The 24,275-nt window shown below is 53.4% G+C and carries 26 protein-coding genes; 1 reads left to right on the top strand and 25 read right to left on the bottom strand.

The window, feature by feature from the left end; genetic code table 11:
• Positions 1 to 19 precede the first annotated feature (19 nt).
• The 11 genes from fliE to sucC all read right to left on the bottom strand — a co-directional run bounded on the left by fliE (position 20) and on the right by sucC (position 11,374).
• The gene (fliE, locus tag PKO01S_RS13540) at positions 20 to 325 is read right to left on the bottom strand and encodes a flagellar hook-basal body complex protein FliE (RefSeq protein ID WP_127531882.1); all 306 of its coding nucleotides are present in this window, start codon (positions 323 to 325) and stop codon (positions 20 to 22) included.
• Between the two features lie 21 nt (positions 326 to 346).
• Complete coding sequence (flgC, locus tag PKO01S_RS13535; RefSeq protein WP_127531881.1) at positions 347 to 799, bottom strand: flagellar basal body rod protein FlgC; 453 nt, start codon at positions 797 to 799, stop codon at positions 347 to 349.
• 2 nt (positions 800 to 801) lie between these two features.
• A complete protein-coding gene (flgB, locus tag PKO01S_RS13530; RefSeq protein ID WP_127531880.1) occupies positions 802 to 1,215 on the bottom strand; it encodes a flagellar basal body rod protein FlgB in 414 nt (137 codons plus the stop codon).
• A 231-nt stretch (positions 1,216 to 1,446) separates the two neighbouring features.
• On the bottom strand, positions 1,447 to 2,217 hold the full coding sequence (codY, locus tag PKO01S_RS13525; RefSeq protein WP_127531879.1) for a GTP-sensing pleiotropic transcriptional regulator CodY: 771 nt from the start codon (positions 2,215 to 2,217) through the stop codon (positions 1,447 to 1,449).
• Positions 2,218 to 2,243: 26 nt separating this feature from the next.
• Positions 2,244 to 3,647 (bottom strand): ATP-dependent protease ATPase subunit HslU, encoded by a 1,404-nt coding sequence (gene hslU / locus PKO01S_RS13520; RefSeq protein WP_127531878.1) that lies wholly within the window; start codon positions 3,645 to 3,647, stop codon positions 2,244 to 2,246.
• Positions 3,648 to 3,730: 83 nt separating this feature from the next.
• Positions 3,731 to 4,273 (bottom strand): ATP-dependent protease subunit HslV, encoded by a 543-nt coding sequence (gene hslV, locus PKO01S_RS13515; protein ID WP_127531877.1) that lies wholly within the window; start codon positions 4,271 to 4,273, stop codon positions 3,731 to 3,733.
• 99 nt (positions 4,274 to 4,372) lie between these two features.
• Positions 4,373 to 5,692, bottom strand: coding sequence for an FADH(2)-oxidizing methylenetetrahydrofolate--tRNA-(uracil(54)-C(5))-methyltransferase TrmFO (trmFO, locus tag PKO01S_RS13510; protein ID WP_127531876.1), 1,320 nt, complete (start codon positions 5,690 to 5,692; stop codon positions 4,373 to 4,375).
• Between the two features lie 86 nt (positions 5,693 to 5,778).
• The gene (gene topA, locus PKO01S_RS13505; RefSeq protein ID WP_127531875.1) at positions 5,779 to 7,896 is read right to left on the bottom strand and encodes a type I DNA topoisomerase; all 2,118 of its coding nucleotides are present in this window, start codon (positions 7,894 to 7,896) and stop codon (positions 5,779 to 5,781) included.
• A gap of 25 nt (positions 7,897 to 7,921) precedes the next feature.
• A complete protein-coding gene (gene dprA / locus PKO01S_RS13500) occupies positions 7,922 to 9,031 on the bottom strand; it encodes a DNA-processing protein DprA (RefSeq protein ID WP_164779597.1) in 1,110 nt (369 codons plus the stop codon).
• Between the two features lie 200 nt (positions 9,032 to 9,231).
• Positions 9,232 to 10,164: a succinate--CoA ligase subunit alpha gene (sucD, locus tag PKO01S_RS13495; protein ID WP_127531873.1), complete on the bottom strand. Its 933-nt coding sequence runs from the start codon at positions 10,162 to 10,164 to the stop codon at positions 9,232 to 9,234.
• Positions 10,165 to 10,213: 49 nt separating this feature from the next.
• Positions 10,214 to 11,374 carry an ADP-forming succinate--CoA ligase subunit beta gene (gene sucC, locus PKO01S_RS13490; RefSeq protein WP_127531872.1) on the bottom strand — a complete coding sequence of 387 codons (1,161 nt, stop codon included), beginning with the start codon at positions 11,372 to 11,374 and terminating at the stop codon, positions 10,214 to 10,216.
• Between the two features lie 347 nt (positions 11,375 to 11,721).
• Between sucC and PKO01S_RS13485 the strand changes: the two genes are divergently transcribed.
• Complete coding sequence (locus PKO01S_RS13485) at positions 11,722 to 13,278, top strand: YifB family Mg chelatase-like AAA ATPase (protein WP_127531871.1); 1,557 nt, start codon at positions 11,722 to 11,724, stop codon at positions 13,276 to 13,278.
• 88 nt (positions 13,279 to 13,366) lie between these two features.
• Here PKO01S_RS13485 and PKO01S_RS13480 read toward each other — a convergent pair whose 3' ends face one another.
• The 14 genes from PKO01S_RS13480 to ftsY all read right to left on the bottom strand — a co-directional run bounded on the left by PKO01S_RS13480 (position 13,367) and on the right by ftsY (position 24,254).
• Positions 13,367 to 13,816: a YraN family protein gene (locus PKO01S_RS13480; RefSeq protein WP_127531870.1), complete on the bottom strand. Its 450-nt coding sequence runs from the start codon at positions 13,814 to 13,816 to the stop codon at positions 13,367 to 13,369.
• A complete protein-coding gene (locus PKO01S_RS13475; RefSeq protein WP_127531869.1) occupies positions 13,809 to 14,144 on the bottom strand; it encodes an EscU/YscU/HrcU family type III secretion system export apparatus switch protein in 336 nt (111 codons plus the stop codon). The genes PKO01S_RS13480 and PKO01S_RS13475 overlap by 8 nt, the downstream gene beginning before the upstream one ends.
• Positions 14,141 to 16,213: a hypothetical protein gene (locus PKO01S_RS13470; RefSeq protein WP_127531868.1), complete on the bottom strand. Its 2,073-nt coding sequence runs from the start codon at positions 16,211 to 16,213 to the stop codon at positions 14,141 to 14,143. Before PKO01S_RS13470 ends, PKO01S_RS13475 begins: the two co-directional genes overlap by 4 nt.
• 197 nt (positions 16,214 to 16,410) lie before the next feature.
• Positions 16,411 to 17,028, bottom strand: a complete 618-nt coding sequence (locus PKO01S_RS13465; RefSeq protein ID WP_127531867.1) for a ribonuclease HII — start codon at positions 17,026 to 17,028, stop codon at positions 16,411 to 16,413.
• A 20-nt stretch (positions 17,029 to 17,048) separates the two neighbouring features.
• Positions 17,049 to 17,921 carry a ribosome biogenesis GTPase YlqF gene (gene ylqF / locus PKO01S_RS13460; protein ID WP_127531866.1) on the bottom strand — a complete coding sequence of 291 codons (873 nt, stop codon included), beginning with the start codon at positions 17,919 to 17,921 and terminating at the stop codon, positions 17,049 to 17,051.
• Between the two features lie 84 nt (positions 17,922 to 18,005).
• Positions 18,006 to 18,677: a signal peptidase I gene (gene lepB, locus PKO01S_RS13455; protein ID WP_127531932.1), complete on the bottom strand. Its 672-nt coding sequence runs from the start codon at positions 18,675 to 18,677 to the stop codon at positions 18,006 to 18,008.
• A 114-nt stretch (positions 18,678 to 18,791) separates the two neighbouring features.
• Complete coding sequence (gene rplS, locus PKO01S_RS13450; RefSeq protein ID WP_127531865.1) at positions 18,792 to 19,133, bottom strand: 50S ribosomal protein L19; 342 nt, start codon at positions 19,131 to 19,133, stop codon at positions 18,792 to 18,794.
• A gap of 157 nt (positions 19,134 to 19,290) precedes the next feature.
• On the bottom strand, positions 19,291 to 20,052 hold the full coding sequence (gene trmD, locus PKO01S_RS13445) for a tRNA (guanosine(37)-N1)-methyltransferase TrmD (protein WP_127531864.1): 762 nt from the start codon (positions 20,050 to 20,052) through the stop codon (positions 19,291 to 19,293).
• A 4-nt stretch (positions 20,053 to 20,056) separates the two neighbouring features.
• Positions 20,057 to 20,587 carry a ribosome maturation factor RimM gene (gene rimM, locus PKO01S_RS13440; RefSeq protein WP_127531863.1) on the bottom strand — a complete coding sequence of 177 codons (531 nt, stop codon included), beginning with the start codon at positions 20,585 to 20,587 and terminating at the stop codon, positions 20,057 to 20,059.
• A gap of 177 nt (positions 20,588 to 20,764) precedes the next feature.
• Positions 20,765 to 20,998, bottom strand: a complete 234-nt coding sequence (locus PKO01S_RS13435) for a KH domain-containing protein (RefSeq protein ID WP_127531862.1) — start codon at positions 20,996 to 20,998, stop codon at positions 20,765 to 20,767.
• Between the two features lie 25 nt (positions 20,999 to 21,023).
• A complete protein-coding gene (rpsP, locus tag PKO01S_RS13430; RefSeq protein ID WP_127531861.1) occupies positions 21,024 to 21,296 on the bottom strand; it encodes a 30S ribosomal protein S16 in 273 nt (90 codons plus the stop codon).
• A 51-nt stretch (positions 21,297 to 21,347) separates the two neighbouring features.
• Positions 21,348 to 22,727, bottom strand: coding sequence for a signal recognition particle protein (ffh, locus tag PKO01S_RS13425; protein ID WP_127531860.1), 1,380 nt, complete (start codon positions 22,725 to 22,727; stop codon positions 21,348 to 21,350).
• 19 nt (positions 22,728 to 22,746) lie between these two features.
• Entirely contained in the window at positions 22,747 to 23,124 is a 378-nt protein-coding gene (gene ylxM / locus PKO01S_RS13420) for a YlxM family DNA-binding protein (protein WP_127531859.1), read from the bottom strand.
• A gap of 128 nt (positions 23,125 to 23,252) precedes the next feature.
• The gene (ftsY, locus tag PKO01S_RS13415; protein WP_218031479.1) at positions 23,253 to 24,254 is read right to left on the bottom strand and encodes a signal recognition particle-docking protein FtsY; all 1,002 of its coding nucleotides are present in this window, start codon (positions 24,252 to 24,254) and stop codon (positions 23,253 to 23,255) included.
• Positions 24,255 to 24,275: the final 21 nt, after the last annotated feature.

Genomic DNA, 24,275 nt, shown 5'->3' with positions numbered 1-24,275 from the left:
ACTCGTTCAATCTGTTTGACTACAGCTGCATCCGCATAATTTCTTGGTAAGCTTCAACTACGCGATTGCGGATCTGAGTGGTGAGCTGAAGGCTTAATTGAGCCTGCTCTGACGCGATCATCACTTGCGATACGTCGGCTTGCCCAACCATGAACTGTGCCGTTGTCGCTTGCGCCGTCTGTTCCTGCGCCGATACGCCTTCAATCGCTTGCTGGAGAAAGTCGCCGAACGACTTCGTAACTTCGGATGGCGAATACTCGCCTGCAGGCTTTATGTTATTGATCTGAGCCGGTTGAACCGGAATCGACGTGATTTGCTGAATCAAGCTTCATACCCCCCATTGCGTTTACTTGCCAATTTCAAGCGCCTTTGCGAACATGCCTTTCGATGCATTCAGAGCCGTTATGTTAGCTTCGTAAGCCCGGGAGGCTGAGATCATGTCGATCATCTCTTTCGCGATGTCTACGTTCGGCATTTTCACATATCCATCTGCATCCGCATCTGGGTGACTCGGGTTATACACAAGTTTGAATGGCGTTCTATCTTCCACAATCTTCGTTACCTTCACGCCAGGGCTTGCCTCTTGGCTGCCGCTCATCGTGCCGGCGAGAACATCCGAGAAATTCGGGCTTGTCGGTTCCATCACGACCATCTTGCGGGAATAAGGAACGAATTCACCGTTCACATACTTGGCGCGAGTCGTTTCCGCATTCGCGATGTTGGAGGATATGACATCCATCCTCAGCCGCTGCGCTGTCAGTGCCGATGCATTCGCATCAAAACCGCTGCTAAGCTTCATTGTTACGCCCTCCCTTCGATTGCCGTTCGCATCATTTTGACATCATGGTTAATTTGTTGAATATAAAGGTTATACACAAGTTGGTTTTTGGCGAGCAGCGACATTTCTCGATCAATATCGACGTTGTTGCCGTTGTTGTTCATCGAACTGGTCTCATCCGATACAACTTTAGGGGCAGGTATACTTGCTGTTGATTGCCCAATCGGAATATGTCTCGCATTCGTTCTAATTCCCGAGATCGTCTCTCCGTTGCTTCCCATCGCCTCAGACAGCAGGTCCTCGAACAAAACTTCCGACCGTTTATAATACGGTGTGTCGACATTCGCCACGTTGTTCGATATTACTCTCTGTCTCATCTCAGCCGACTGTACTCCTGTTTCTAATCGTTGAAAATCGGCACCGTTTAGCAATTTCACGATTTGCACCCCACCTTCCGTTCATGATCTCCTAATCCTAATTCAACTCCATGCTGACTTATTCCTTCTTGATTCGACATCATTTTGTTAAAAAAATGAGAAGCCGCTGTCGAGTTTTGCCGACATGATTATATTCATCAATTTCCTAAATATATACAATAAGAAAAAAGCCCTATCTTTTTTTGAAAAAGACAGGGCTTTCATCCCGAAATCTATGTGATTTTATCCGTTTTACGCCTTTAATTTGTTAAGTTCCACAAGCAGCTGCGGATTCAGAATTTTAATGTAAGTACCTTTCATTCCGAGAGAACGTGTCTCAATCACTCCAGCGCTTTCCAATTTACGCAGCGCATTGACAATTACCGAACGAGTAATACCTACTCGGTCTGCTATCTTGGAAGCAACAAGCAGTCCTTCTTTCCCATCCAGCTCTTCAAAAATATGTTCAACCGCTTCCATTTCACTGAACGATAGCGACCCGACTGCAACCGCTACAACTGCGCGGCTCCTTGCTTCGAGTTCTACTTCTTCCGCCCGTTCGCGTAAAATTTCCATGCCGACTATCGTCGAACCATATTCCGCTAGAATGAGATCCTCATCGCCGAACATCTGGGCATCGCGCGTAAGCACCAGTGTGCCTAGACGGTCTCCTCCGCCAATAATCGGCACGACCGTCATCGTTCGCTGGCCGGACAGCAGCGGGAACACTTCCGTCACACCCGGATCGGGCTCCGCGTTCGTTACCGTCTCCTGCAGCTGAAGAAACCGTTCGTTGCTCTCCGCCGAGAACCGAATCTCCCCGATAGACAGTGTACGCATATGATCGTGCTCGTAGGCACCGATCGCTGCACAGCCTAATATTTTGCCTTTCCGGCTAACGACGAATACGTTGCCTTGCATCGTCGTGCTTAGCACTTCCGCCATCTCCCGGAAGTTGAGCGCCTTGCCGGCTGCTCGTTGAAGCAGCCGGTTCAGCGTTCTTGTCTTTGACAATAAAGTCATGCCTCTGTCCTCCCAAACCGACGCCGCTACAAAATGTACTGGCTCAGATCGCGGTTCTGCGCAATGCTGCCCAGCTTCTCCTTCACGTACTCAGGGGTGATCGTGATGCGCTCCAAATTAAGCTCAGGCGCCTCGAATGATAGATCCTCGAGCAGTTTCTCCAATATCGTATGCAGCCTTCTGGCGCCGATGTTTTCCGTGTTCTTATTCACATCCGCCGCAATCGAGGCAAGCTCGCGAATTGCATCATCCGAGAACTCGATCTCGATCCCTTCTGTTTGCAGCAAGGCGGAATACTGCTTGATCAGCGCATTCTTCGGCTCTTTCAATATATTAACGAAATCGTCAAGGCTTAAGCTCGTCAGCTCGACCCGGATCGGGAACCGCCCTTGCAGTTCTGGTATCAGATCGGACGGCTTCGCAACGTGAAACGCCCCCGCCGCGACGAACAGCACGTAATCGGTTTTGACCGGACCATACTTCGTCACAACCGTCGAACCTTCGACAATAGGTAGAATGTCACGTTGTACGCCCTCCCGCGAAACATCGGGACCTGCGCCTCTTGACGGACTAGCGATTTTGTCTATTTCATCGATAAAAATAATGCCCGACTGCTCCGCACGAGCGACCGATTCGGAAATAACATCATCCATATCGATCAGCTTCGTCGCTTCCTCTTGAATCAGCGCCTTACGCGCATCTTTAATTTTCAGCTTGCGCTTCTTCGTCCGCTTCGGCATAAATTGGCCGAAGAGCTCCTGCATATTCATTCCGCCCGGCCCTTCCCCGTTCTGAGGGGACAACATATCGAGCATATTAGGCGTCGTGTCTTCGACTTCAATCTCGATTATCTCATTCTCGAGCAACCCGGCAGCGAGCTTCTCCTTGACCGCCTTGCGCTTCTCCGCGACTGTCGTATCTTGTTCGGGCTCCGGCTCCGGCTCTTTCGTCTGCTGTCCGCCGCCGAACAGCATTTCGAACGGATTTTTTTGCGACTTGTTCTTACTGGCCGTAGGAACGAGCAAAGAGACGATCCGCTCATTCGCCAGCACTTCCGCACGGTCACGAACGCTTTCGGTACGTTCAGCCTTTACGATGCGGATCGCTGTTTCGACCAAATCCCTTACCATCGACTCCACATCACGGCCAACATAGCCCACTTCCGTAAATTTCGTCGCTTCGACTTTGACGAACGGCGCTTGCACAAGCTTCGCCAGGCGGCGGGCAATTTCCGTTTTGCCGACACCTGTCGGTCCGATCATAAGAATATTTTTTGGAACGATCTCATCGCGAATGTCTTCGGCCAGTCTGCTTCTCCGGTAACGGTTGCGCAGCGCGATTGCGACGGAACGCTTCGCCTGCTTCTGACCAACAATATACTTATCCAGCTCTGCGACGATCTGTCGCGGTGTCATCGACTCGTTACCCATATTGGCATCCCTCCGCCGGCTAATATTGTTCAACCACTCTTCCGCCCTCAGCCGAAGCTGAGCCCGATCCTAACGATAAGACGTTACACTTCTTCCACGATGATGCTGCGGTTCGTAAAGACGCAAATGTCCGCTGCAATTTCCAATGCGGCTCTCGCCATTTCTTTCGCTTCCAAATGCGTTGCGTGCTGCTTCAGCGCTCTTGCAGCCGACAGAGCGAAGCTGCCGCCAGAGCCGATCGCCAGCACACCGTCGTCTGGTTCGATTATTTCGCCGTTGCCCGATATGAGCAGCAGACCCGTAGCGTCCATCACGAGCAGCATCGCCTCCAAGCGGCGAAGCACGCGGTCGGACCGCCATTCCTTCGCAAGCTCTACTGCAGCGCGTTGCAAATTGCCGTGATGCTCCTCCAGCTTGCCTTCGAACTTCTCGAATAGCGTAATCGCATCGGCAACCGAACCAGCAAAACCGGCCACGACCTGTCCTCGGTACAGCCTGCGCACCTTTTTAGCGGTACCTTTCATAACCATGCTGTTGCCGAATGTCACTTGACCATCGCCCGCTATCGCGCCCTGTCCGTTATGACGCACTGCGCATATCGTCGTCGCATGAAACTGCATTTCCATGAGGGAACCTCCTTAAGGTCGAAATACTGCCGAATATACAGCATAGGATTGCTTTGGCTTTCTGATCATCTGTGTATGGCTAGCATACTTCCTTGACGCTTATGACAAATGTTCGGTTTTAAACTGCTCTAGAGAAGCTAGCGCACGATTAGCAATTGCGTCGTTCTTATCCTTCTTGCTCTTCATCCGCTTCTCAAGCGGCGGAAATAACCCGAAATTCGCATTCATCGGTTGGAAATGTTTGAAATCAGCCGTCGTAATATAGTTCGCCATACTGCCCAGAGTTGTGTCTGCCGGCAGAACGAGCGGCTCGAGCCCGCGTGCCAATCTGCCTGCATTAATGCCCGCCAGCAGGCCGGACGCTGCCGATTCGACATAACCTTCGACACCCGTCATCTGACCGGCAAAGAACAGCGTGTCGCGTCCTTTGAACTGGTAGGTCGGATTCATCAAACGCGGCGAATTGATAAACGTATTCCGGTGCATGACACCATACCGGACGAATTCAGCATTCTCTAGACCAGGGATTAACGAGAAAACCCGCTTCTGCTCTCCCCACTTCAAATGCGTCTGGAACCCAACCATGTTGTACAGTGTGCCTGCTGCATTATCCTGGCGCAGCTGAATGACAGCATGAGGCAGCTTGCCGGTATGCGGGTTAATGAGACCAACCGGCTTCATCGGCCCGAACAGCACCGTCTGTCTTCCGCGGGAAGCAATAACTTCAATGGGCATGCACCCTTCGAAATAAACTTCCTTCTCGAATTCTTTCAATTCTGCCTTTTCTGCCGATATGAGCGCCTCATAGAACGTGTTGAACTCTTCCTCTGTCATCGGACAATTCAAGTATGCTGCTTCGCCTTTATCATAACGGGAAGCCAAGTATACTTTGCTCATGTCAATCGAGTCTTTCTCGATGATCGGAGCTGCTGCGTCATAGAAATAGAAATATTCTTCACCAAGCAGCGCCTGAATGCTTTGAGACAGTGACGGAGCGGTAAGCGGCCCCGTCGCAATGACGACAATGCCATCTTCCGGTATCGCAGTCAATTCCTCGTTGCGAACTTCGATTAGCGGATGTTCCCGAAGCGATCGAGTCACTTCGCCGGAGAATCCGTCGCGGTCAACCGCTAGCGCTCCGCCTGCCGGTACAGCATTGCGGTCCGCACTTCCGAGAATGAGTGAGCCCAGCATTCGCATTTCTTCTTTCAATACGCCAACCGCATTCGTTAATCCGTTCGCCCGCAAGCTGTTGCTGCATACGAGTTCGGCGAATTTATCCGTATGATGAGCCGGTGTTTTGGTAACCGGACGCATTTCGTATAACGTAACAGGTACTCCTTGTGAAGCAATTTGCCAAGCGGCCTCGCTGCCGGCCAGACCGGCGCCGACGACCGTTACTTTCGGTGTGGAAGACAATGGACAAACCTACCTTTCTCAATGAAAACGGCTGCCGCCCATAGCGGACGGACAGCACGTCATTAATGCATGCATGCGTACAGGCATTAAACCTGTTCTTGTTCGTGTTCTTGATCCGCATCGTCAGCCGCCTGCTCGCTATGGTCACATTGCGTGCATTGCAGCTTGATGCCGGCCTTGCTTCTCTTCTCGACCATCATACCGCCGCAGGAAGGGCACGGCTTGCCGGCCGGTTTATCCCAAGAGACGAAGTCGCATTCGGGATACAGGTTGCACCCGTAGAATACACGGCCCTTCTTGCTTCGGCGCTCGATTATGCTGCCTTTGGCACATTTCGGGCACGTGACGCCGATTTCTTTGACGATCGGCTTCGTGTTGCGGCATTCCGGGAACCCGGAGCAGGCAAGGAACTTCCCGAAGCGGCCCATCTTGTAGACGAGCGGACGGCCGCACTTCTCGCACAGCTCGTCGGACACTTCATCTTGCAGCTCGATTTCCTTCATCTCTTCTTCCGCAATCTTCAGCCGCTTCTCGAACGATTCGTAGAAGTCAGACAGTACTTTGACCCAGTTCTCCTTACCGTCCTCGACATGGTCGAGCTCCTCTTCCATCTGAGCCGTGAACTCCGCGTCCAATATTTCCGGGAAGAACTCCTCCATGAGCTGGCTCACAAGTTCGCCAAGCTCCGTCGGAATAAACTTCTTCTCCTCGATTGCCACATAACCGCGCTTCTGAACGGTTTCAAGCGTTGGCGCATACGTACTCGGTCTGCCGATGCCGAGTTCCTCGAGCGTCTTCACCAGCCGTGCTTCCGTGTACCGCGGAGGAGGCTGCGTAAAGTGCTGCTTCGGATCGATGTTTTCGGCCGTAATCGTGTCTCCGATGGATAGCGCCGGCAAGAACTTCTCGTCATCATTCGTATTGCCGTCGTCATTACCTTCGACGTACACTTTCATGAAGCCCGGGAATTTCACCTTCGAGCCTACCGCCCGGTATAATACAGTCTCGCCTGCCTTCAAATCAACGGTCATCGTATCAAGCACGGCCGAAGACATCTGGCTCGCAACGAAACGTTCCCAGACCAGCTTGTAAAGCCGCATCTGATCACGCGTTAGGAACTCTTTCATTTGATCAGGCTCGCGCAGTACGGAGGTCGGACGAATGGCTTCGTGCGCATCCTGCGCGTTGCTGTTCTTCTTCAAATAAATACGCGGCTCATCCGGAAAATAAGACGGCCCGTACTTCGATTCGATAAACTCTTTTGCCTCTTCTTGGGCAATCGGCGAAATACGCGTGGAGTCGGTACGCATATACGTAATGAGACCAACCGTACCTTCCTTGCCCAGATCGACGCCCTCATACAGCTGCTGAGCAACGGACATCGTCTTCGATGCGCGGAAGCCAAGCTTGCGTGCCGCTTCCTGCTGAAGCGAGCTCGTAATAAACGGCGGAGCCGGATTGCGGAGCCGTTCCTTCTCCCTTACGTCGCTTACAGTGAACGGAGCGCCGTTCATAGCTCCAAGTATGCTTTGAACGTCAGCCTCACTGCCAAGCTCCCGCTTCTCTCCAGCGATGGAATGGAACTTCGCTTCGAATACGGCATCACCTTTATGAAGCTTCGCCGTAATCGTCCAATATTCTTCCGGCACGAATGCCAATATTTCATTCTCACGGTCAATGACGAGCTTTACCGTAACCGATTGCACCCGGCCGGCCGACAGCCCCTTCTTAACCTTCTTCCACAGCAGCGGACTAATCTTGTAACCGACTAGACGGTCAAGAATCCGGCGCGCCTGCTGTGCGTTCACCAGATCCATATTGATCGGTCTTGGCGTCTTAAACGCGTCTTTAACTGCCTGCTTCGTAATCTCGTTGAATACGACGCGGCAGCTGTTTGCCTCATCCAGTTCGAGATAATGCGCCAAGTGCCACGCTATCGCTTCACCCTCGCGATCGGGGTCGGCTGCGAGATAGACGTTTTTCACTTTTTTGCTCGCGTCCTTCAATTCCTTCAGGACGCTGCCTTTCCCGCGGATCGTGATATATTTCGGGTTGAAGCCGTTTTCGACCTCAACGCCTGTTTGGCTTTTAGGCAAATCTCGAATATGCCCCATGGACGCTTTTACGATATATTTGCTGCCCAGATATTTGCCGATCGTCTTCGCCTTGGCAGGCGACTCGACAATGACGAGCGAATCCGCCATTAAGCGTCCTCCTCTCCCAGCATGTTTAAATAACGGAATATGTAGAGCCGTGCTGAAGTTGAACCTTACGAGTTATACATAAATTTATCAGAACGGCGTGCAAATGTCCAAGAGCGAGACCTGTAAGCTCATGCAGTTCATCCGCTGTGCATGGCCGGTCAAGCAGCAAATCGTACACGATACGGGCGTCGCCGGTGAGCGGCTCTGCTGGTACAGACGATGCCGCCCTACTATTATTATCGACTGCGGAGCGCGTATAAGGCAGCTGCTCGAACCAATCCTCGACTGACGTAATCGCAGCCGCTTTCCGCTCCACGAGCAGCCGGTTTGTTCCGCTGCTCCGCGGAGACGTAACTGGCCCCGGTACGGCGAACAACTCGCGGTTGAACGCGAACGCCTGCTCCGCCGTAATGAGCGAGCCGCTCTTGGCAGCCGCTTCAATGACGACGGTGCCTGCCGATAGTCCCGCAATGATCCGGTTGCGTAGCGGGAACAACCCGGGATGAAGCGCCATCCCGAGCGGCGCCTCCGACAGCAGAAGCCCTTGTGCAGCAATTTGCCGATACAAGGACGCATGCTGCGGCGGATACACACGGTCTATCGGGGTACCAAGCACCGCAATCGTGCTGCCCTCATGATGGACCGATGCATCGTGCGCTATGCCGTCTACGCCCCTTGCAAGGCCGCTAACGACCGTCAATCCGTTCGCCGCAAAGCCGGAAGCCAGCTCCTTCGCCATATGGCGCCCGTAAGCGGTAGGCGTGCGTGTGCCTACAATTGAAACCGCATGCCGCTGGAGCAGTTCAACGCGGCCTATCGCATACAGTGCCCACGGTGGCTCATGGATATTGCGAAGCGCCTGCGGATAATGCTCATCATCAATCATCAGTACGGACGCATCGCATTTGTCGTACTTCGATATGATAGAATCATACCCCGATCCGGCGGATGAGAAACGTTTGGCAGCTTCATTCGCCTGTTCGGGGCGAAAGCCAGCTGACAACCATGGATCGGGAGTACCCAGCGACATTCGGTCCCACAGCTCCGAATCGACCGCTTTCTTGATCGACTTCCAGCCGACGCCCGGTATGTCATGAAGCGTGATAATGAGCTTTCTCTTGTCAACATTGAACATTCCAATAGCCTCCTTGACGGAGGCCTGCATTCCTTTACCTATTTTGCTCTAGGCGGAACGAGAATGCAAGCCGCCATCTCCATTTAAATGCAAAAAAGCAGCCTTTCGCCCCTATAAAGGGCCGAAAGGCTGCTTGCCTTATCGGTAAAACCGTACGTTTGCACTTGTGCATGACGGTTATTTACGATATTTTGATTCGCTTATTTGCGAGTGATGCATTTCTCGAGCAGACCTTGCTCCTCGAGCACCGATACGAGCGTCGAACCCATTTCGGACGGTGTAGGCGCGACTTTAATGCCGCAAGCTTCCAACGTCGAAATTTTCTCAGCAGCCGTACCTTTGCCGCCAGAGATGATTGCGCCAGCATGTCCCATACGCTTGCCAGCAGGAGCCGTAGCGCCGCCGATGAAGCCGACAACCGGCTTTTTCATGTTCGCTTTGATCCACTCAGCTGCTTCTTCCTCAGCCGTACCGCCGATCTCGCCGATCATGATAACAGCATACGTGTCCGGATCTTCATTGAACATGCTGAGCACGTCGATGAATTCCGTACCTTTAACAGGGTCGCCGCCAATGCCGACTGCGGACGATTGGCCGATGCCGCGCGTCGTCAGCTGGTGAACCGCTTCATAAGTGAGGGTACCGGAACGCGAAACGACGCCGACATGCCCTTTCGTATGAATGTAGCCTGGCATGATACCGATTTTGCATTCGTCAGGCGTAATGAGGCCTGGGCAGTTCGGACCGATCAGACGCGTTTTCTTGCCTTCCATGTAACGCTGTACTTTCACCATGTCAAGCACCGGAATACCTTCCGTGATGCAGATAACAAGGTCAAGCTGAGCGTCAACCGCTTCGAGAATCGCGTCAGCAGCGAATGCTGGCGGAACATAAATAACCGATGCCGTCGCGCCTGTAGCCGCTACCGCTTCAGTTACGGTATTGAATACTGGCAGCGATGCCGTCGTACCGTTCTCCAACGTGATATCGACCGTGGTACCGCCTTTGCCCGGCGAAGTGCCGCCGACCATTTGCGTGCCGTAATCGAGCGCGCCTTTCGCGTGGAACAGCGCGGTTTTACCCGTGATGCCCTGCGTGATGACTTTTGTATCTTTATTGATCAAAATGCTCATCGAAATTTCACATCCCCTAAAGAAATTCGGAATTTGCCGGTTGGTTGTCCTATTTCACGAGCGCGACGATCTTCTGAGCGCCGTCTGCCATCGAATCGGCTGCTACAATGTTCAGACCGGATTCGTTCAGCATTTTTTTGCCGAGCTCTACGTTCGTGCCTTCGAGACGGACGACGAGCGGACGGTCGAGACCGAGCTCTCTCGCAGCCGCAATAACGCCATCGGCGATTACGTCACATTTCATAATGCCGCCGAAGATGTTAACGAAGATGCCTTTTACTTTGTCGTCGGACAGAATGATTTTGAACGCTTCCGTTACTTTCTCTTTCGTCGCACCGCCCCCTACGTCGAGGAAGTTAGCCGGGTCGCCGCCGTAATATTTGATAATGTCCATCGTCGCCATTGCAAGGCCTGCGCCGTTAACCATGCAGCCGATGTTGCCATCGAGTGCAATGTAGCTCAGGTCGAACTTGGACGCTTGAATTTCCTTCTCATCTTCTTCATCCAGGTCGCGCAGCGCAACGATGTCCGCATGGCGGTACAGCGCGTTGGAATCGAAGTTCAGCTTGGCGTCGAGCGCCATAACATTGCCGTCGCCAGTCACGACGAGCGGGTTGATCTCCGCAATGGAGCAGTCTTTGTCCACGAAAGCCGTGTACAGCGCGATCATGAAGCTTGCCGCTTTGTTCACGAGCTCTTTCGGGATGTTGATGTTGAATGCAAGACGCTTCGCTTGGAAAGGCTGAAGGCCGATTGCAGGGTCAACGATTTCTTTGAAAATTTTCTCAGGCGAGTGAGCGGCAACCTCTTCGATCTCCGTACCGCCTTCTTCGGAAGCCATCAGAACGACGCGGCCCGTAGCACGGTCGACAACAGCACCTACATAATACTCTTTCTTAATGTCGCAGCCTTGCTCGATAAGCAGGCGCTTCACTTCTTTACCTTCTGGACCCGTTTGGTGCGTGATAAGCGTTTTGCCGAGAATTTCACTCGCATAAGCTTTCACTTCATCCAAATTTTTCGCGACTTTAACGCCGCCCGCTTTACCGCGTCCACCTGCGTGGATTTGTGCTTTAACGACGACGACGGAAGTTCCGAGCGCCTTAGCTGCCTCGACTGCTTCGTCAACGGTGAAAGCTACTTTACCTTCTGGCACCGAAACCCCGTATTGCTTCAGGACTTCTTTGCCTTGGTACTCATGGATATTCATTAACGAAATCCTCCAATCCGCAAACTGAATCAAGCAATGTTTAATGTAAACAAACAACTATATCTTATCACTAAACGTACATTCTTACCTCACATTTAATAAAATTATAAACTGCTCTTTTGATATGGAATTCATCTAGTTTTGAGATGAAATAATAGAATCATCATTCATTTTACGTACCAATTAACATTGCTGTTTACGAACAATTAATTGTCGATCAAGCCTATAGCTTTCGTTCGGATTGACATACCGACGATGCCTCGTTATCATAGATTTATATAATTATTTATAGAACCGGAAAAGTAAGGAAGCACCTTCGTCCGAATTAGGCGGAGGTGTTTTTTGTTATGTATGCCCAATTATTAGGAGCAAGCGTCATCGGTATCGAAGGCGTACTTGTAGCGGTTGAAGCAGATATTTCCAATGGTCTTCCCCAGATTAGCCTTGTCGGCTTACCCGACAGCGCGATTCGCGAATCGGCCGAGCGCGTCCGTTCCGCCATTCGCAACTGCGGCTTCCAGTTCCCGATGAGTCGAATTACAGTCAATCTTGCTCCTGCGGATCTTCGCAAGGAAGGTTCTGCCTTCGATTTGTCCATTGCCGGCGCCATACTTGCGGCGAGCGCCCAATTGCCGCTGAATGCGTTCGATGGAACGCTGCTCATCGGCGAGCTTGCGCTGAGCGGCGAGCTTCGCGCCGTCCCCGGCGTACTGCCCATGGTCGAGCAAGCAGTACGCCGCGGTTTCAATCGTGTCGTGCTGCCAAGCGGCAATGCAGCAGAAGCTTCGCTCATAAGCGGTGTCGAAGTCTATGCAATCAGCCATCTGAATGAAATGGCAGCATGGGGAGACGGTGAACGCTGGCGGTCATTTCTATTTACACCAAGCAGAAGCACCATGGAACACCGCGGCGAGACCATCACATCCGGGAGCGAGACTACGCTTGATTATGCCGATGTGCTCGGACTTCACGGGGCGAAGCGGGCACTTCTTGTCGCAGCCGCAGGCGGACATAATGTCATGCTCAGCGGACCTCCCGGGACAGGCAAGACTATGCTTGCGAAACGTCTTCCTACGATCCTTCCGCCGCTGTCCGATGAAGAAGCGCTCGAGGTGACCAAAATATACAGCGTCGCCGGCAAGCTCGGCCATAGTCCTTCCTCGCTTATTCGCACACGGCCTTTTCGCGCGCCCCATCATACGATATCGGCCGGCGGCCTCATTGGCGGAGGTACCATTCCGCGGCCAGGAGAAGCAACGCTTGCTCACCGCGGCGTGCTGTTCCTGGATGAACTGCCCGAGTTTACACGTCCTTCTCTTGAAGTGCTTCGGCAGCCGCTCGAGGACCGCGAAGTAACGATCGCCCGGACCAAAGCGGTCGTTCGGTTCCCTGCCCGCTTCATGCTGGCCGCGTCCATGAACCCGTGTCCATGCGGCTATTACGGCAACGAAACGATTGACCGCCGCTGTATTTGCTCCGATGCGGCAGTACTCCGTTACCGCAGCAAAATATCCGGTCCGCTCATCGACCGAATCGACTTGCTGCTCGAAGTGCCGCGGCCTCAATCGTTCAAATCGGCGAAGCCAGGCATGACGAGCGCCGATATGTTAGCCGGCGTCCTGGCGGCCGTCGAGCGCCAGCAGCATCGGGCGCATGATACAGGCGTACGGTGGAACGGCGAGCTGTCAGGCGCCGCACTTCACCGCGCTGCCAGATTGTCGCCCGAAGCAGCCAGGCTGCTTCGCCATGCCTTCGACACCCTCGGCATCAGCTTCCGTGCTCATGACCGTCTGCTCCGGCTCGCTCGCACGATCGCTGACGTCGAAGGCTATCCCGATATTCGAGAGGCGCATATGTCGGAGGCAATTCAGTACCGCAGATCGGGCGAATCGATCGGCGGGTAGTCTTTAGGACCCGCAGGACTAATAACCTAGATATACAATACAAGAAGACGCCGCGGACCGAAATCCGCAGCGTCTTCTGCACTATCTCTTATAATACGTTCTGCATATGTGAAATCTCGACAGCCCCGCCATCTTGCCCGAGCAGCACAATAACAGCGTCACAGCGAACGGCCGTGTGCTGCAGACCATGCGACTGCAGGTAGAGCGCTGCCATAGTCCGCACTTTATATACTTTGCGTGCATCAATCGATTCTACTGCCGTACCGAATGCCGCAGTCGAACCAGCTGTCCGTGTACGAACTTCCACGATCACGGTCACGCCGCCAAACTCAGCTACGATATCGAGTTCGCCCGCTTTGCAACGCCAATTGCGCGATCTAATTACATAGCCTTCTGACTGGAGATAAGCCGCAGCAGCTTCCTCGCCCAAACGTCCTGTTTCGACCCGGCTTCTGCGCTTGCTGCTTTTATGGCTATGTTCATTGTTGAATCCATTTGCAGGGGGACTCCCTATATTGCCTTGCGGCCGATTAGTCATTCCATACCCCTGCCTTCTTGTCCGAGCGGTAGACGAAACTTAAAATCTCAGCCACAAGCGCGTACAGCTCCGGCGGAATTTCTTGTTCCACTTCCAGCTTCGACAACACTTCGACCAAAGAGGCGTCTTCTTGAATCGGAACACCATTCTCCGACGCCTTCGCCAATATGGCATCGGCAAGATGGCCTTTGCCTTTCGCAACGACGACAGGCGCCGACCGCTCGCCCGGCTCATATTTGAGCGCTACCGCTTTGCGTGCCGATATCGTCACTTGTTCCGAACTCGCTTTTGCGCTCGTTGTCGGTTCCGGCGTGTATCGTTTTGTCATATGCGGTAATCGACCCCTTTGTATGGAACGCCGCCGTATGGCGGTACAACCGGCGGCAATTCTATTTTCTCGCCCCCATGGCTAGCCGCGAACGATGCATTCTCCGCCGCCGCATCCGGCATCGGCTTTACTTTGAACGTCAGCAACTGATAACCTGCCCGACTCAACGCTTCAGCCACCGCTCCCCGCTCGTCCTCAGCCAATCGCTGCATAGCAGGATGGTCGTTCCAAACATTCAAATTCACGATATTATCTACGACATGAACGTCAACGAGCGTTTCACCGATCGCTTTCAACTTCAAATCGAACAACAACCGGCAATTGGAGGCATCAAGCTCATTCTTCGAGCCCCTGCGCGTCTGCACATGCACGGAAGCGGTCTGACCGCCGTCTTGATCGTAGAGCGGAATAAACATCGTCACATGAGTTAACATCGTACCGCTGCGCTCCGGTGCAAGCATAAGCTGCTGACCCGTTATTTGATGAATGAGCTGCTGTGCCGTTTCCCGAACGGAAGCCGGCATGTCATCCATTGCGGCAAGCGACAACAGCGCGCTTTTGAGCGATTCCATCCCATCCGCCGCATGCGTATTAAGTGGAGGCATTGCCCCATTCACTCTGCCGTCAGCCGGCAATGGCATGTTAGGAATCGAGCCTGCCGCCGGCTGACCGCCGAGTCTCAATGCGGAAGCCGCTTGCCCCTCATCCGCGATTCCGTCGCCTGCTTGCGCCGCGCTCGCCGTAGAGGCTGCTAGGCCCGCTGCCCGGACGTCCGCTGCGGCTGGCGACTGACGCAGCGTCTCAGCCGCCCTTCCGTTCGCGCTTACGTCTGCAGGCCTAGCTGTGTTAAATGTGTCCGGCTCTTCATCGCCTGAAGCCGCGGCCTCTGTTGCAGCCGCGTCGGCAGGCTGTGCCGCCGCAGGTCGTGTTGCCGCCTGCAATAATTTGTTCTCGTGACTGACGCCAAGCGTACTGAGCATCCGGCCAATCCAATCCGGCAATTCCGACTCGCTGCCTGCTGCATCCGGTAAACCAGAAGCCGCCGAACCGGCAGCGGGTTCGCCGCCATTTGCTTTGTTCACAGATCCAGCAGCAGTTCCAACAGAACCAGTCGCACTGCCCGGTGTCAAGTTCCCTCTCGCGACAGATACGTTGTCTAGTCCTTCCTCCGTCAGAGCTCTATCGTTATTCAACACAGATGCAGCTCCCGCAGCCGATCCTTTCGTCTGGGTTGCTCCACCAGCCTGTCTCTGCCCCGCCGTCTCCGCAGCTACGTTGCCCTCAGCATCACCTGCCGCTTGATCAGAAGCAAGACGAAGCGCATCCTCTGCAGCCTTATGCGACATCCCTACCGTTTGCGTTAACAACCCTTTCACACGGAGCGCCGCCGACAGCGCATTCTCCGGCAGCTTAAGCGAAGCTGCAGACTTCTCATCTCCGTCCGTCTGCCCTGCCGTACCGACCGCTGTCGAATCTTTGCCAATCGTCATCTCTCCGAGCTGCTTATTAAGGGTGTCGATCAACTCATGCAGCGGCTTGCCGAACATCACTTGCCTCATCGCGGATACCGTCTGCTCCGTCATCGGCATTCCCCGTTTAAGAGCTGCTGCCGCAGCCTGCATCCACTCCTGCGGATCGGCACCTTTGGGCATCGCCTGGAACGCCTGCTTGAGTGCCTGGGCGACCTCCCGCGTCATCGGAATGCCATCCTGCTTCAACTGCTTGATTAAGCTCATCGCCCATTCAGTATCCGGGAGTCCTGCAGCTTTCGCGAACTGACGAACTGTATCGTCCGGCATTTGAGCCGTACTCAAATCTACTGGTTTTAGAACAATCTGCTCCGGCGTCGATTCAGGCTGAACTCTCAGCATCGTCGACTGTCCTGGCGCAATCGGCGTTTCAAGCTTCGCGCGCACTTGCACGCCGTTAATCTGCACGACTGCCTCCTGATCGCCCTGCAGTTGCGTTACAACGCCCCGCACAACCTGCCCGGGTTTAAGCTCCAGTTTCTTGCTGTCACCGCTCTGCACGTCCCCCAGCAAGCTTCTCATCATCTGGCTTATATTCAAAATGCCGATTCCCCTTTATACGTCCACCCTGTTATATATCCTATATCGGCATCGCTCCCTTAACCCTACATGCCTCGAGACAAAATAATCCGTTCGGTGCACAATGCCGCCAATATTCGGATAACTTAAAAAGCCCTCACCGCACCTGCGTCAACCGCAGCGTACAATAAGGGCTTTATAACTATTGCATGCACCGGTTAGAACAGTATCTGCTGCTCAATCTGCGCCATAATGTTGCCAAGAAAGGACCGGCGGTGCATCGGCGTCGGACCGAGCTCGACAATTTTTTCCCGGTGAAGCTTCGTGGCGTAGCCTTTATGTATCGCAATGCCATAGCCGGGGTACATCGCTTCCCATTCGCCCACACAGAGACGGTCACGTGTTACCTTGGCAACAATCGAAGCGGCTGCAATCGATTGGCTGGTCGCGTCGCCTTTAATAATAGCCTGCTGAGGGATATCAAGGTCGATCTTCTCTGCGTCGACGAGCAGATGGCCGGGCTCTGCTCCAAGGGTCAGAACGGCCCGTTTCATCGCCAGCCGGGAAGCCTGCTTAATATTAATCCGGTCGATCTCGGCTGAATCGATCCGGCATACCGACCAATATAACGCTTGCTCCGTAATAACGCTGTAGAGCTCTTCCCGCTTTTTCTCAGACAGCTTCTTCGAGTCGTTAATGCCTTCAATAACAAGACCTTTAGGCAAAATAACAGCAGCCGCTACGACATCGCCGAACAAACAGCCCCGTCCAACCTCATCGATGCCGGCTATCCCGTCGCAGCCGCTTTCCCACAACAGCTTCTCATACTCCAGCATTCCCGCATCTCCCATACGGTTTAATACGTCGACGCCGATTCCAGCGTCAGCCGGCCCAACTTGCCAGCTCGAAGCTCGCGCAAAATAATGCCGGACGTCTTCTCCAGATCGACTCGTCCTCCGCTTATGAGACAGCCGCGCTTACGTCCGATCGCTTCCATAATCCGAACGATCTCGCTCGATTCTTCAACATCTGCCGGACGGTCTTCTTCGATCCCGTAACGCTCCACCAGCGTATCCCAATAACGGTTAATTAACTCTCTCGTTGCGAAAAAGGCTATATCTTCAATGTCGAGAATTTGCTCCTTGATCGCACCTGTCATTGCAAGCCGGTATCCGACGAGTTGATCCTCGAACTTCGGCCATAGAATACCCGGCGTATCAAGCAATTCCATTTCGGTACCGCATTTGATCCATTGCTGACCTTTCGTCACACCCGGCTTATCGCCTGTAATTGCGATATTGCGGCCAGCCAGCCGGTTGATCAACGTCGATTTCCCGACATTCGGTATGCCTACGATTAGCGCCCGCACCGCACGCGGGTTCATCCCTTTCGCAATTTGGCGGGCAATTTTCTCATGGAGAAGCTTTCTCGCCAGTCCAGGAATTTCGCCTACACGCGTACCAGTCGAAGCATCAACCGAAATACATTCGTGTCCTTCATATTTAAAGCGTTCGATCCACGCTTCCGTTTCCTTCGGGTCAGCCAAGTCGCTCTTGCCCAATACGATCAGGCGCGGTTTGTTCATCAATATATCGTCAATCATCGGATTGCGGCTCGATATTGGAATGCGCGCGTCCAGCAACTCGACAGCTAAGTCGATCAACTTCAGCTTATCTTGAATCTGCCTGCGGGCTCTCGTCATATGTCCGGGGAACCATTGAATGCTCATGCTTGCTTTCACCTCATAACCAACATGCCCCGTCGAACGTCCAGCTGTGCAGACATTGACGAGGCATGCCACTCTTATTTAAATCTATTTATGTCCGATAACCTTGATTTTGTTGAGCGGCCAGAAAATAACGTCACTGCGGCCGATAACTTCGTCCATATCGACGAATCCGATCATCCGGCTGTCCTTACTGTTGTTCCGGTGATCGCCCATTACGAAAATATGTCCTTCCGGTACGACCGCTTCCGTGAACTGATCATTCGGGAAGTTCGGCGAGGAACCGCTGCTGCCGTCATTATACAGATGGCCTTCCTCATGCGCCTTCTCGATCGCTTCCTTCAAGTAAGTCTCATCGACTTTCTGATCGTTTACATACAGATCGTCGCCTTCATAACGGATCTTGTCGCCTGGCACACCAATTACACGTTTAATAAAGTTGCGGCCTTCTTCCGGCACGTGGAAGACAACGACTTCCCCGCGGTGAGGTTCACGGAATTTGTACAGCACCTTATTCACAATAACACGCTCGCCAGTCAAGAAATTCGGCTCCATGGATGGCCCGTCCACGATGAATGGCATAAACAGCAGCCAGCGAATGATTAGCACTAGAATGACGGCGATTGCAATTGCTTTAACCCATTCTTTCAATTCGTTTCCGACACTGCTCTTCTTACCCGGCTTCGTCGTCACAACATCTGATTCCGGATTCGAGAACGTATCCTGTTCCGGCTCTTGGCCGTCCACTCGATTCTGCATCACACCATCACCCGCTCCCATTAGCTTGTCCATAACATACGTGCTCACTATGCTGCTTTCTTCTGAAAACGCGAAGAGGAGCTTGTTTGTGGCAAGCCCCTCTTAACCATCCGATTAACGGATTTCTTTAATTCTCGCTGCTTTACCGCGCAGGTTGCGCAGGTAGTAAAGCTTCGCACGACGAACTTTACCGCGGCGAGCCACTTCGAGTTTATCGATTTTAGGCGAGTTCACCGGGAATGTTCTTTCCACGCCAACGCCGTAAGAAATTTTACGAACCGTGAACGTTTCGCTGATGCCGCCACCGCGACGCTTGATTACGACGCCTTCGAACAACTGGATACGCTCGCGCGATCCCTCGATGACTTTAACGTAAACTTTCAGCGTATCGCCAGGACGGAAGCTAGGAATGTCTTTGCGCAGTTGTTCTTGCGTAATCGCTTGTACAATGTTCATCTTATTCACTCCTTCCACAACAGACGTTCTTATGAGCTCACTGACTTCCATTGAAGCCAGGTCATGGCTAATAGCGGACCGTCCGACTTTCACACAACATGTGAAATTATATCATACTACGGACAAAAACACAACGGAAATACCGCATTTTTTACGATTATTCGTCAGAACGCTCCATCAACCGCTCCTCGCGTTCCGCAATACCGTTCAGCCATGCGCGTTCCTTCTCCGTCAGATCGGCCTTCTCCAGAAGATCCGGACGTCTGCTCAGCGTCCGCAGCAGCGCTTGCTCGCGTCGCCAAGCCTCGATCCGTCCATGGTGGCCAGACAACAGCACCTCCGGAACTTCCCAATCGCGGAATACGGCTGGACGCGTATAGTGCGGATACTCCAGCAACCCCGTGCTGAAAGAATCGGTTACAGCGGATGTCTCGTTGCCTAAGACGCCAGGCAACAGCCGTACGATACTGTCGATGACAACCATTGCCGGCAGCTCTCCGCCTGTCAGTACATAATCGCCGATCGACAGCTCGTCCGTCACAAGATGCTCCCGAATCCGCTCGTCATAGCCTTCATAATGGCCGCATACGAAGATCAGATGCTCCTCTGCCGACAGCTGCTCCGCCTTGCGTTGTGTGAACGTCTCGCCCTGCGGGCACATCAATACGATACGAGGCTGAGGCCCGTCCTTCGGTACGAGATGCTCGACGGCGGCGAACATCGGCTCCGGCTTCAGCACCATACCTCCTCCGCCGCCATACGGGTAGTCGTCCACTGTACTGTGCTTGTTGTTCGCGAAATCGCGAAAATTAACGGCCGACAGAGAGACGATCCCCTTATCACGCGCCTTGCCGAGAATGCTGGCGCCGAATACGCCGTCGAACATTTCCGGGAACAGCGTTAATACGTCAATCCGCACGGCGTTAGATCAGCCCTTCCAGCAGATGTACCGTTATCGTCTTGCCCGCAACGTCCACGTTCCGCAGCACGTCGTCAATGACTGGCAGCAATATTTCTTTCGGCCGTCCGTTGCCGCCTTTGCCTTTCACGACCCATACGTCATTGGCCCCTGGGGACAAAATTTCGGTCACGGTACCGAGTTCCTCCCCTTCATCCGTCACGACTGTACACCCGATAATTTCATGGTAATAATATTCGTCCTCGGCGAGATCGACGAGATCATCCTCCGACACTTTGAGCGTCCAGCCCTTATACTTCTCGATGTCGTTAATATTATCGAAGCCTTTGAGCTTCACAATATATACGTTCTTCTGAAGTCTGGCGCTCACAACTTCAACCTCGAGCCGCCCGCCCTTCTCCTCGTCGAACAGCGTCAGCATGCTTCCCTTCGCGAAGCGTACGTCTGGAAAATCGGTATGCGGCCACACCTTGACTTCGCCGCGAATCCCGTGCGTATTGACCAGCTTGCCGACCGTATACCACTTATCTGCCATTGCTTTATTCCGCCTTTCCCGACCATCTCAGGCAATTGCCTGATCCAAAAAGTCGACTATTCAGCACCAGAAGGCAAGCTCGTGTTCAATAGGCGACTTTTTGCAGCAGCATATATTCATTATTATGTATCGAAAAAGGGTTAGGACATTCATCCTAACCCTTCAACGTTTGATGTATTAAGAGTCGATGTCGATCGTAACCCGGCGGCCGGACTTCACTGCGGCAGACGAAACGACTGTTCGAAGCGCCTTCGCGATCCGCCCTTGCTTGCCGATTACTTTGCCGACATCGGAAGGATGCACGGACAAGCCGTATACAAGATTGCCTCGCGCATCTTCCTTCTCGCTGACGCGAACGTCGCTCGGATGATCCACTAAAGCCTTCGCTATGACAAGAACTAATTCTTTCATCTCAAGGCCCTCCGCTATTCAACAGTTATTTCTGTTGCTTGAGCTCATGGAACTTCTTCATGACGCCTGCTTGGGAAAGCAGGTTGCGAACCGTATCAGATGCTTGAGCACCGGTTTGCAGCCATTTCAGCGCTTTCTCTTCATCGATGTTCACTTGTGCCGGTTGAGCAACCGGATTGTACGTGCCGATTTCTTCGATGAAGCGGCCGTCACGCGGGGAACGGGAATCAGATACGACTACGCGATAGAATGGAGCTTTGTGAGCACCCATACGTTTCAGACGAATACGAACTGCCATTGACATTCACCTCCTTACAAGAATCAACTTCTATTCCTTCCGGCCGGGCGGTCAGCCCGGCGGGAACTTCATGCCTTTGCCCATCATGCCTTTCAAGCCTTTGAGCCCTTTCAGACCTTTCGGGCCTTTGCCCATCATGCCGGAAAATTGCTTCATCAGCTTGCGCATCTCATCGAATTGCTTAATGAGCCGGTTCACGTCCGCAATTTGCGTGCCGCTGCCTGCTGCAATCCGTCTGCGTCGGCTATAGTTCAGAAGGTCCGGATTACGCTTCTCTTCCGTCGTCATCGAGCGAACGATCGCTTCAACGCGTCCAATCTGCTTATCGTCAACCTTCATGTCCTTCATACCCTTGACCTTGTTCATGCCTGGAAGCATATCGAGCAATTGATCCAGCGGTCCGAGCTTGCGGACCTGCTCCATCTGCTCGAGAAAATCTTCGAACGTGAACTCGGCGTTGCGCATCTTGCGTTCCATCTCCGCCGCTTTATCGGCGTCGATCGAAGACTGCGCCTTCTCGATCAGCGACAACATATCGCCCATGCCGAGAATACGCGATGCCATCCGTTCCGGATGGAACGGCTCCAGCGGTTCGATCTTCTCGCCCATTGCGACGAACTTGATCGGGCAGCCGGTTACGGCTTTAACCGACAGCGCAGCACCGCCGCGCGTATCGCCGTCGAGCTTCGTCAGCACGACGCCTGTAAGTTCCAGCTGGTCATGGAAGCTCTTCGCGACGTTGACCGCTTCTTGACCGGTCATTGCATCGACGACGAGCAGCACTTCATCAGGTTCAACGACTTGATGGATTTGCTTCAGCTCTTCCATCAGCGCTTCGTCGATCTGCAGACGGCCCGCTGTATCGACGATTACGTAGTCGATGCTGTTTGCCTTCGCGTACTGCAAGCCTTGACGCGCAATCTCGACCGGCGACACATCGTTGCCGAGCGTGAATACCGGCGCGTTCACTTGCTCGCCGAGCACTTGCAGCTGCTTGATGGCAGCCGGGCGGTAAATATCGCAGGCAACCAAGAGCGGCTTCAAATTGCCCTTCATAATCATCTTCGCCAGCTTGGCTGTCGATGTTGTCTTACCGGCACCTTGCAAGCCCGCCATCAGAATGACGGTCGGCGGCTTGCTAGCCTTCGCCAGCTTCGTCGCTGTCCCGCCCATCAGTTCGATGAGCTCCTTGTGCACGATATCGACAACAACCATGCCCGGCGTGAAGCTCTTCTGCACTTCCGCGCCGACGGCCTGCTCCTTCACCTTGGCGACAAAATCTTTGACGACCTTGAAGTTTACGTCCGCTTCCAGCAGGGCCAGACGCACTTCGCGCATCGCATCGTTAACGTCATCCTCCGACAGCTTGCCCTTGCCCCGCAATTTGCCGAACACGTTCTGCAGCCTGCTCGTCAAACCTTCAAACGCCATGATGATTCACCCGCTTTCGCTATTTGTTCCTCGCCTGCTCGGCTTCGCGGAGAGACTCCGCAATACTCCGCAGAGCACTCTTGTAGGAGCCGTCATCCGGCATTGCCGTAACGCATGCTTCCAACTGATCCATTGCACCGCGCAGCGCTTCGTGTCTGGACAACAGTCCGAGCTTCGACTCGTATCCTTCCAGCACTGTCTCTGCGCGTTTTATATGTTCGTATACCGCTTGGCGGCTGATGCCGAAATCGGCTGCAATCTCGCCAAGCGTGAAATCTTCTATGAAATACTGCGTAAGAAACGTCCGTTGCTTATCCGTTAACAGCAGTTCGTAAAAATCGAACAGCAGATTGATGCGGTTCGTCTTCTGAAGCGCATCCGGTTGGGTGTTCGTCACGGGCACGTCCCTCCCGTCAAGTCGAAATACTTGACACCTTCTTAGCTTCCCTTATGTTACAGGACGTTCAATCATGTGTCAAGTATTTATCCTTGTCAGCATTCAAAAAGATAAAGTAACTGCAATACTTATTGCTGTTCCCCTTCGTCCGGCTCCTTCGCTTGGATCAAACCGGCGAATAACGCGTGAACGAATTGCTCGGAGTCGAACTCCTGCAAATCGCCCATTCTCTCCCCGAGACCGACAAGCTTCACCGGCAGGTTCAGCTCGTTGCGGATCGCGATGACGATGCCGCCCTTAGCCGTACCGTCGAGCTTCGTCAAGACGAGGCCGGTCACGCCGCTCTTCTCGCCGAACAGCTTCGCTTGGCTAAGCGCATTCTGACCCGTTGCCGCATCCAGAACGAGCAGTACTTCGTGAGGAGCGTCCGGCACTTCGCGCTGAATAACCCGGAATATCTTGTTCAGCTCGTCCATCAAATTCGATTTGTTCTGCAGTCGGCCCGCCGTGTCGCAGAGCAGAACATCAACGCCGCGCTGTTTGGCCGCTTGCACCGCATCATACATAACCGCAGCCGGATCAGCCCCTGCGTTTTGCTTGATGACGTCAACGCCTACGCGCTGTCCCCACACTTCGAGCTGCTCGATCGCGCCGGCACGGAACGTATCGCCTGCTGCCATCAGCACGCTCTTGCCTTCGGATTTGAACTTATGCGCCAACTTGCCGATCGTTGTCGTCTTGCCGACGCCGTTGACGCCGACGAACAGAATGACCGTCATACCGTTAGCCGCCATCCGAAGCTTCGGATCGTCATTGCCCTTCAGGATGTTAACGAGCTGTTCCGACAGAATCGGCTGCAGCTCTGATGCCTCCTCGATTTTGCGCGCCTTCACTTCTGCCCGCAGCTTGTCGATCAGCTCCATAACCGTATTCACGCCGACGTCGGCACCGATTAAGATCTCTTCAAGCTCCTCGAAAAACTCCTCGTCGATCTTCTTGCGGCGGGTAATCAGCTCTTCGACCTTCTCTACGATTGCATCCCGTGTCTTCGCCAAGCCTTCTTTAAAAATATTCGTGACCGCTTCCGTCTTGGAAGCGATCGATTCTTTCAGCCGTTTAAAAAAGCTCATATCATGCCGTTCCTTTCCTCT

Origin of the sequence: Paenibacillus kobensis NBRC 15729 (assembly GCF_004000825.1) — a bacterium.
Lineage (GTDB): Bacteria > Bacillota > Bacilli > Paenibacillales > Paenibacillaceae > Paenibacillus_T > Paenibacillus_T kobensis.
The sequence above is the reverse complement of the archived record's forward strand: the minus strand, read 5'-3'. Positions and strand labels throughout refer to the sequence as shown.

What these genes read in the sequence shown, in the direction of transcription:
- flgC (WP_127531881.1), bottom strand. Translation starts at nt 799, where the DNA reads ATGAAGCTTAGCAGCGGTTTTGATGCGAATGCATCGGCACTGACAGCG.
- codY (WP_127531879.1), bottom strand. Translation starts at nt 2,217, where the DNA reads ATGACTTTATTGTCAAAGACAAGAACGCTGAACCGGCTGCTTCAACGA.
- hslU (WP_127531878.1), bottom strand. Translation starts at nt 3,647, where the DNA reads ATGGGTAACGAGTCGATGACACCGCGACAGATCGTCGCAGAGCTGGAT.
- hslV (WP_127531877.1), bottom strand. Translation starts at nt 4,273, where the DNA reads ATGGAAATGCAGTTTCATGCGACGACGATATGCGCAGTGCGTCATAAC.
- topA (WP_127531875.1), bottom strand. Translation starts at nt 7,896, where the DNA reads ATGGCGGATTCGCTCGTCATTGTCGAGTCGCCTGCCAAGGCGAAGACG.
- dprA (WP_164779597.1), bottom strand. Translation starts at nt 9,031, where the DNA reads ATGTTCAATGTTGACAAGAGAAAGCTCATTATCACGCTTCATGACATA.
- sucD (WP_127531873.1), bottom strand. Translation starts at nt 10,164, where the DNA reads ATGAGCATTTTGATCAATAAAGATACAAAAGTCATCACGCAGGGCATC.
- sucC (WP_127531872.1), bottom strand. Translation starts at nt 11,374, where the DNA reads ATGAATATCCATGAGTACCAAGGCAAAGAAGTCCTGAAGCAATACGGG.
- PKO01S_RS13485 (WP_127531871.1), top strand. Translation starts at nt 11,722, where the DNA reads ATGTATGCCCAATTATTAGGAGCAAGCGTCATCGGTATCGAAGGCGTA.
- PKO01S_RS13480 (WP_127531870.1), bottom strand. Translation starts at nt 13,816, where the DNA reads ATGACTAATCGGCCGCAAGGCAATATAGGGAGTCCCCCTGCAAATGGA.
- PKO01S_RS13475 (WP_127531869.1), bottom strand. Translation starts at nt 14,144, where the DNA reads ATGACAAAACGATACACGCCGGAACCGACAACGAGCGCAAAAGCGAGT.
- PKO01S_RS13465 (WP_127531867.1), bottom strand. Translation starts at nt 17,028, where the DNA reads ATGCTGGAGTATGAGAAGCTGTTGTGGGAAAGCGGCTGCGACGGGATA.
- ylqF (WP_127531866.1), bottom strand. Translation starts at nt 17,921, where the DNA reads ATGAGCATTCAATGGTTCCCCGGACATATGACGAGAGCCCGCAGGCAG.
- lepB (WP_127531932.1), bottom strand. Translation starts at nt 18,677, where the DNA reads ATGCAGAATCGAGTGGACGGCCAAGAGCCGGAACAGGATACGTTCTCG.
- rplS (WP_127531865.1), bottom strand. Translation starts at nt 19,133, where the DNA reads ATGAACATTGTACAAGCGATTACGCAAGAACAACTGCGCAAAGACATT.
- rimM (WP_127531863.1), bottom strand. Translation starts at nt 20,587, where the DNA reads ATGGCAGATAAGTGGTATACGGTCGGCAAGCTGGTCAATACGCACGGG.
- PKO01S_RS13435 (WP_127531862.1), bottom strand. Translation starts at nt 20,998, where the DNA reads ATGAAAGAATTAGTTCTTGTCATAGCGAAGGCTTTAGTGGATCATCCG.
- rpsP (WP_127531861.1), bottom strand. Translation starts at nt 21,296, where the DNA reads ATGGCAGTTCGTATTCGTCTGAAACGTATGGGTGCTCACAAAGCTCCA.
- ffh (WP_127531860.1), bottom strand. Translation starts at nt 22,727, where the DNA reads ATGGCGTTTGAAGGTTTGACGAGCAGGCTGCAGAACGTGTTCGGCAAA.
- ftsY (WP_218031479.1), bottom strand. Translation starts at nt 24,254, where the DNA reads ATGAGCTTTTTTAAACGGCTGAAAGAATCGATCGCTTCCAAGACGGAA.